This window comes from Micromonospora foliorum, from assembly GCF_022229015.1.
Taxonomy (GTDB): Bacteria; Actinomycetota; Actinomycetes; order Mycobacteriales; family Micromonosporaceae; genus Micromonospora; species Micromonospora foliorum.
Genome location: NZ_JAKKFF010000039.1, coordinates 1 through 7,366, shown reverse-complemented (window position 1 = coordinate 7,366; position 7,366 = coordinate 1). Strand labels below are relative to the sequence as shown.

The window sequence follows — 7,366 nt, the reverse complement described above, 5'->3', positions numbered from 1 at the left end:
TGCCGGCGGCTCGGGGCGGCGGTTGCGTGGCTACTCCGGCCCCGGCCCCGACCCGCGCGATCCGCAGCCGCTCAGCGCGGTGCTGAACCGGCTGGTGAAGGCGCGTGGCTGGCAGCAGCCGGCGGCCGAGGCCACCGTGTTCGGCGCCTGGGAGCGGGTCGTCGGCGCGGAGGTCGCGCAGAACAGTCGCCCGGTGAAGTTGGAGAACGGCGAGCTGACCGTGGAGGCGCGTTCGACCGCCTGGGCCACCCAGCTGCGGCTGCTCGCCGGCTCGCTGCTCAAGCAGATCGCCAGCGAGGTCGGTCACAACGTGGTGCGCAAGCTGCACATCCACGGCCCGGCCGCGCCCTCCTGGGGGAAGGGCCCACGCCGGGTACGCGGCCGGGGCCCACGCGACACCTACGGCTGAACCGGCCGTTCAACGGCGCCGGTCGGCCTCGCGGGCTGCCCGCTTGCGCTCCCGCTGCTCCCGGGTGAAGCGCTTGCGCTCGGCAAGGTCGCGTTTCCACGCCTCGCGGGCCTCGGCCGAGCCGCCCTGCACCGCGCCCTGCACGCCCTCGGCGGGGCCGGCGAGGTGCCGGAAGGCCCACCGCATCAATCGGCCGCCCTCGCCGGGGGCCCTGGTGATCGCGCCGTCCTCGCTCATCTGCCGCCCTCTTCCCCGCGTCGCCTCGCCGGTGCTCGCCCGTCGCACGAGCAGACCGTTGGGGCACCAATGGTTGGTGTACCAATGATCGGTACGATAGTCATCGTGCGCAGAGAGGGCAACCGATGAGCCAACAACCGGACGGCGTCGACCCGCTGGCCCTGGAGCAGCAGGTCTGTTTCGCCCTCTCGGTCGCCGCGCGCAGCGTGGTGGCGGTCTACCGGCCGCTGCTGGAGCCGATGGGGCTCACCCACCCGCAGTACCTGGTGATGTTGGCGCTCTGGCAGCACGCGCCGTTGTCCGGCCGCGACCTCAGTCGCCTGCTCCAGCTCGACCCGGGCACGCTGTCACCCCTGCTCAAGCGGCTGGAGGCGGCCGGGTACCTGCGCCGGGAACGCGACCCGAGCGACGAGCGCAGCCTCGCTGTCACCCTCACCGCCAGCGGTGCCGCCCTGCGGAGTCAGGCCGAGCTGATCCCGGCCGCGATCGTGCAGCGGCTCGGGCTGCCCGTCGAGGATCTGCAACACCTGCACGCGGTGCTCACGCAGCTGATCTCGGCCGCCAACCGGCCGGCCTCCACGGAGGCCGACGCGGCGGATCAGGCGTCGGCGTAGACGGCGAACCCGCGCTCGGCGCAGCGCCGGTAGAACGCGGCCAGCACGCCCAGCTCTGCGCAGGTGAAGTTCCACTGCGGCGGGTCGCCGCGCTCGTCGCGCAGCGCGTCCAGCCGGCTCTCCAGCCAGCGCAGCTGCTGCTCGGCCAACCGGCCGTCGCCGAGCAGGGAGCGCAGCACGGTGCTCACCGACTCGAAGGTGACCGCCTCGCCGTTCGGGCGGTGCGCGGCCACGAAGCGCTCGATGCCGCTCGCGATCCAGGAGCACCCGTCCGGGTCGATCACCGGGTCCTCGTCCTCGGCGGCGGCGTCTGTGGCATACAACACACCTTCGAGGCCGAGCAGCAGATCCACCAACTCGGTGTACGCGGTCGCCCGGATGGTGCCGGTCTTCGCGATCAGCTCGGCCAGCGCCGCGGTCGGCGCGGAGATGCGCGGCAGGTCGACGATCTCGCCGAAGTCGACGAACTCGGCCGGCGCGACCGGATCGTAGAAGCGGCCGGTCCGCGGCCAGTGCACCGCGACGTTGTCCAGCCCCATCTGTCACCTCTTAAAGAGCACGTGTCGGGTCGATCGGGTCGATCGTCCCGGTTCCAACCGGTAAAGATCAAGGCTGGTTCCGGGGCGCCGCAAACGTACGGCACGGACGCTTCGGCCGCGACCCCCGACCCGCCCGACCGCGGGTCAACCCGTTCCGGGGCGGCGCGTGCGATGGGGGCCTGGCGTGTGGGGGGAGTCGTGGGCGACGGGGTTCTGCCGGCTATGGACTTCTCAGCCGCCTCGCTGAGGGTGCCGAGTGGTGGTTCTGTCCTCCGCGCACAGTAGGATTGACAGCGAGACGAAGACCCGGTGCGGGAGTGGGACGGGGCCGGTGGCCCCAGATTCATTCTCCACGTCGGGTCGAGCCGATCGCGATCCGCGGGCAACCGCGGCGACCGGCGCGTTCGACCCGCTGTCCGGAGGTCTCCGGCACCGGTCCGCGCGCCGACGTCGCGTCCTGTCCGCCGAACCCGCGCCCGACGCGCCCCTACCGGCGCGGCGGACGCGAGAAAGTGGCCGAGGGTGGCAGCGCAGGACAAGCAGGAGTACGGCGCAGAGTCGATCACCGTTCTCGAGGGGCTGGAGGCGGTTCGCAAGCGGCCCGGTATGTACATCGGGTCCACCGGCGAGCGCGGTCTTCACCACCTCGTGTGGGAGGTCGTCGACAACGCGGTCGACGAGGCGCTGGCCGGATACTGCGACACCATCGACGTGGTGCTGCTCGCCGACGGCGGCGTCCGGGTCACCGACAACGGCCGTGGTTTCCCGGTCGACCTCCACCCGAAGCTCAAGAAGCCCGGTGTCGAGGTCGCGCTGACCATCCTGCACGCGGGTGGCAAGTTCGACGGCAAGGCGTACGCGGTCTCCGGCGGTCTGCACGGCGTCGGTGTCTCCGTGGTGAACGCGCTCTCCACCAAGATGTTCGTCGAGATCCACAAGTCCGGCTCCGTGTGGCGGCAGCACTACACCAACTCCAAGCCCGGCTCACTGGAGAAGGGCGAGACCACCGACCGCACCGGCTCGGCAGTCTCCTTCTGGCCCGACCCCGACGTCTTCGAGACCGTCGACTTCGACTTCCAGACCATCTACCGGCGCCTGCAGGAGATGGCCTTCCTCAACCGTGCCCTCCGCATCCACCTGCTCGACGAGCGGGTGGCCGAGGAGGAGGACGGCCGGCAGCGCGAGGTCACCTTCTATTACGAGGGCGGCATCGCGGACTTCGTCCGGCACCTCAACGCCTCGAAGAGCCCGATCCACAAGACAGTGGTCGAGTTCGAGGCCGAAGAGGAGGGCATGTCCCTCGAGATCGCCATGCAGTGGAACGAGTCGTACGGCGAGTCGGTCTACACCTTCGCCAACACGATCAACACCCACGAGGGCGGCACCCACGAGGAGGGCTTCCGGTCCGCGCTGACCAGCGTGGTCAACCGGTACGGCACCGACAAGAAGCTGCTCAAGGGCGACGAGAAGCTCTCCGGTGAGGACATCCGCGAAGGTCTCGCGGCGATCATCTCGGTCAAGCTGGCCAATCCGCAGTTCGAGGGCCAGACCAAGACCAAGCTGGGCAACACCCCGGTGAAGAGCTTCGTGCAGCGGGTCTGCAACGACCGGCTGGTCGACTGGTTCGACCGCAACCCGGCCGAGGCCAAGATGATCATCACGAAGGCCTCCCAGGCGGCCCGGGCCCGGATCGCCGCCCAGCAGGCGCGCAAGCTGGCCCGGCGCAAGTCGCTGCTGGAGTCCGGCTCGATGCCGGGCAAGCTGGCCGACTGCCAGTCGACCGACCCCCGCGAGTCCGAGGTGTTCATCGTCGAGGGTGACTCGGCCGGCGGCTCGGCCAAGCAGGGCCGCGACCCACGGACCCAGGCGATCCTGCCGATCCGCGGCAAGATCCTCAACGTGGAGAAGGCCCGGATCGACCGGGTGCTGAAGAACAACGAGGTCCAGGCGCTGATCACCGCGCTGGGCACCGGCATCCACGACGACTTCGACATGGAGAAGCTGCGGTACCACAAGGTGGTGCTGATGGCCGACGCGGACGTCGACGGCCAGCACATCCAGACGCTGCTGCTCACCCTGCTGTTCCGCTTCATGCGTCCGCTGGTCGAGATGGGGCACGTCTACCTGGCCGCCCCGCCGCTTTACAAGATCAAGTGGAACAAGAAGGGCGACGACGCCCAGTACGCGTACTCCGACCGCGAGCGGGACGGTCTGATCGCGCTGCGCCAGCAGAAGAAGCCGAACGCCAAGCCGGACGACATCCAGCGCTTCAAGGGCCTCGGCGAGATGAACTATCCCGAGCTGTGGGAAACCACAATGAACCCGGCGACGCGTACCCTGCGTCAGGTCACTCTCGACGACGCGGCGACCGCCGACGAGTTGTTCAGTGTGCTGATGGGTGAGGACGTCGAGGCGCGCCGGTCGTTCATCCAGCGCAACGCCAAGGACGTGCGGTTCCTGGATATCTGACGGACTGCGCCGGATCGGCCGGGCGGTGCCCGGCCGATCCGGCGGTCCACAGAGTTATCCACAGCTTGGCCGGTATCCACAGCCGTTATCCACAGCACGAAAACGACTCTGAGTCTGATAAGGGTATACAGTGACCGATTCTCCCGAGTCCACACCGAACGAGCCCGAGGTCCCCGCCGAGGCCATCGCCGCGGTGGTCGCGCACGACCGGATCGAACCGGTCGGGCTCGAGGTGGAGATGCAGCGCTCCTACCTCGACTACGCGATGAGCGTCATCGTCGGTCGCGCGCTGCCGGACGTCCGGGACGGCCTCAAGCCGGTCCACCGCAAGATCCTCTACGCGATGTTCGACTCCGGCTACCGTCCGGACCGCGGCTACGTGAAGTGCTCCCGCGTCGTCGGTGACGTGATGGGTCAGTTCCACCCGCACGGCGACTCGGCGATCTACGACGCGCTGGTCCGGATGGCGCAGCCCTGGTCGCTGCGCTACCCGCTGGTCGACGGCAACGGCAACTTCGGCTCGCCGGGTAACGACCCGGCCGCGGCCATGCGATACACCGAGTGCAAGCTCGACCCGCTCGCCATGGAGATGCTGCGGGACATCGACGAGGACACCGTCGACCTGCAGGACAACTACGACGGCCGGGCCAAGGAGCCCACCATCCTGCCGTCGCGGATCCCCAACCTCCTGGTGAACGGCTCCGAGGGCATCGCGGTCGGCATGGCCACCAAGATCCCGCCGCACAACCTGCGCGAGATCGGCGCGGCGGTGCAGTGGTGCCTGGAGCACCCGGAGGAGGACGAGGAGACCACCCTCGAAGCCCTGCTCGGCATCGTCAAGGGCCCGGACTTCCCGACCCACGGCCTGATCGTCGGCACCACCGCGATCCAGGACGCGTACCGCACCGGTCGCGGCTCGATCCGGATGCGCGCCGTGGTGGAGGTCGAGGAGGACAAGCGGGGTCGCCCCTGCCTGGTCGTCAGCGAGCTGCCCTACCAGGTCAACCCGGACAACCTCGCCGAGCGGATCGCCGAGCTGATCAAGGAGGGCAAGCTCGCCGGCATCGCCGACATCCGCGACGAGTCCTCCGGGCGTACCGGTATGCGGATCGTGCTGGTGCTCAAGCGCGACGCGGTCGCGAAGGTCGTGCTGAACAACCTCTACAAGCACACCCAGCTCCAGGAGACCTTCGGCGCCAACATGCTGGCCCTGGTCGACGGCGTGCCGCGCACGCTCAACCTGGCGCAGTTCATCCGCTACTACGTCGAGCACCAGATCGACGTGATCCGTCGGCGGACCGCGTTCCGGCTGCGCAAGGCCGAGGAGCGGGCGCACATCCTGCGCGGTCTGGGCAAGGCGCTGGACGCGCTGGACGAGGTGATCGCCCTGATCCGGCGCTCGCCGACCGTGGACGACGCGCGGCAGGGCCTGATCCGGCTGCTGGAGATCGACGAGATCCAGGCGACCGCGATCCTGGACATGCAGCTGCGCCGGCTCGCCGCCCTGGAGCGGCAGCGGATCGTGGACGACCTGGCCAAGCTCGAGATCGAGATCGCCGACCTCAAGGACATCCTCGCCAAGCCGGAGCGGCAGCGGAGGATCGTCTCGGAGGAGCTTGGCGAGATCGTCGCCAAGTGGGGCGACGACCGCCGAACGCAGATCATCCCGTTCGACGGCGAGGTCTCGATGGAGGACCTCATCGCCCGCGAGGACGTGGTCGTCACGATCACCCGCACCGGGTACGCCAAGCGGACCAAGGTCGATCTGTACCGCTCGCAGCGGCGCGGCGGTAAGGGCGTCAGCGGCGCCACGCTGCGGCAGGACGACATCGTCAGCCACTTCTTCGTCTGCTCGACCCACGACTGGATCTTGTTCTTCACGAACAAGGGCCGTGTCTACCGGGCCAAGGCGTACGAGTTGCCGGAGGCCAGTAGGGTAGCCAAGGGCCAACACGTGGCCAATCTGCTCGCCTTCCTACCCGACGAGCAGATAGCGCAGATCATTGAGATCCCGAACTACCAGGTAGCCCCCTATCTGGTACTGGCCACGAAGAACGGCCTGGTGAAGAAGACGCGGCTCGAGGAGTTCGACTCCAACCGTTCCGGCGGCATCATCGCGATCAACCTGCGCGATGAGGACGAGCTGGTCGGTGCTGCGCTGGTTGCGCCGGAGAACGACCTGCTGCTGGTCTCGAAGAAGGCACAGGCGATCCGGTTCAACGCCTCGGACGAGGCGTTGCGGCCGATGGGCCGGGCCACCTCGGGTGTGATCGGCATGCGCTTCACGGACGACGACGTCCTGCTGGCCATGGAGGTCGTGCGGGAAGGTTTGGACGTTCTGGTGGCCACGAACGGGGGATACGCGAAGCGCACCCCGATCGAGGAATACCCGGTGCAGGGCCGGGGAGGTAAGGGCGTGTTGACCGCGAAGATCACCGAACGGCGCGGTGGTCTGGTTGGCGCGGTGGTGATCGATCCGGACGACGAGCTGTTCGCGATCACCAGCAATGGTGGTGTCATTCGGACTCCGGTGAAGCCTGTACGCCGTACGCGTGACCGGAACACAATGGGGGTCAAGCTGATGGACCTCCCGGACGGCGTGACTATCGTGGCGATTGCTCGCAATGCCGACGAGCCTGACGAACAGGACTAGTTGAATGACGGAGACACAGGCGAAGTCGGGGAACACGGGGACCTCGGCCAAACCGGTCGACGAGGAGGCCGCCAAGGGCGGCACACCAGCGACCGGCCGCGCGGCCGTGGGCCGGGCGACGGTCCCCGCCGACGCGCCTGCCCCGAAGTTCACCAGGGCTCCAGGTATGACACCCCCGCCGGAGCAGCCGGGCGAGGATGGCGGGTCGGGCGACAAGACCGAGGCGGCCAGCGCCGAGGCGCCGACGTCGGCCGCCGCCAATTCCCCGGGTCCGGCGGCGGCACCCTCGGCCCGTCCGACGACCACCCAGCCGATCGGCGTCCGGCCCGGTCAGGCGGCGTCAACCGGGTCCACCGGCACCCAGCCGCGGATCACACCCGGGATGACCCAACCGCAGCCGGACGCCGCGCGCGCCGGCGTTGCCGGCCGCCCGGCCAGCGGCGGT

Annotated in this window: 6 protein-coding genes and 1 pseudogene; 5 read left to right on the top strand and 2 right to left on the bottom strand. The window is 69.1% G+C overall.

Annotated features, from left to right (window positions below):
- Positions 1–409, top strand: a 409-nt coding sequence (locus PSH25_RS03975) for a DciA family protein (protein WP_238657704.1), incomplete at its 5' end; no start/stop codon positions are given.
- A gap of 9 nt (positions 410–418) precedes the next feature.
- Here PSH25_RS03975 and PSH25_RS03970 read toward each other — a convergent pair.
- Entirely contained in the window at positions 419–646 is a 228-nt protein-coding gene (locus PSH25_RS03970) for a hypothetical protein (RefSeq protein ID WP_238657703.1), read from the bottom strand.
- A gap of 125 nt (positions 647–771) precedes the next feature.
- Between PSH25_RS03970 and PSH25_RS03965 the strand changes: the two genes are divergently transcribed.
- Positions 772–1,260: a MarR family winged helix-turn-helix transcriptional regulator gene (locus PSH25_RS03965; protein ID WP_238657702.1), complete on the top strand. Its 489-nt coding sequence runs from the start codon at positions 772–774 to the stop codon at positions 1,258–1,260.
- Here PSH25_RS03965 and PSH25_RS03960 read toward each other — a convergent pair.
- On the bottom strand, positions 1,245–1,799 hold the full coding sequence (locus PSH25_RS03960; protein WP_238657701.1) for a hypothetical protein: 555 nt from the start codon (positions 1,797–1,799) through the stop codon (positions 1,245–1,247). The genes PSH25_RS03965 and PSH25_RS03960 overlap by 16 nt on opposite strands.
- A 522-nt stretch (positions 1,800–2,321) precedes the next feature.
- Here PSH25_RS03960 and gyrB point away from each other — a divergent pair.
- The 3 genes and pseudogenes from gyrB to PSH25_RS03945 all read left to right on the top strand — a co-directional run.
- Positions 2,322–4,268, top strand: a complete 1,947-nt coding sequence (gene gyrB / locus PSH25_RS03955; RefSeq protein WP_238657700.1) for a DNA topoisomerase (ATP-hydrolyzing) subunit B — start codon at positions 2,322–2,324, stop codon at positions 4,266–4,268.
- A 130-nt stretch (positions 4,269–4,398) separates the two neighbouring features.
- Positions 4,399–6,921: a DNA gyrase subunit A gene (gene gyrA, locus PSH25_RS03950; protein WP_238657699.1), complete on the top strand. Its 2,523-nt coding sequence runs from the start codon at positions 4,399–4,401 to the stop codon at positions 6,919–6,921.
- 4 nt (positions 6,922–6,925) lie between these two features.
- Positions 6,926–7,366 (top strand): annotated as a pseudogene (locus PSH25_RS03945) (DUF3566 domain-containing protein); the annotation flags it as partial.

Bases quoted from the DNA above. Each gene is read 5' to 3' on its own strand.
- PSH25_RS03970 (WP_238657703.1), bottom strand. From the start codon at position 646: ATGAGCGAGGACGGCGCGATCACCAGGGCCCCCGGCGAGGGCGGCCGA.
- PSH25_RS03965 (WP_238657702.1), top strand. From the start codon at position 772: ATGAGCCAACAACCGGACGGCGTCGACCCGCTGGCCCTGGAGCAGCAG.
- PSH25_RS03960 (WP_238657701.1), bottom strand. From the start codon at position 1,799: ATGGGGCTGGACAACGTCGCGGTGCACTGGCCGCGGACCGGCCGCTTC.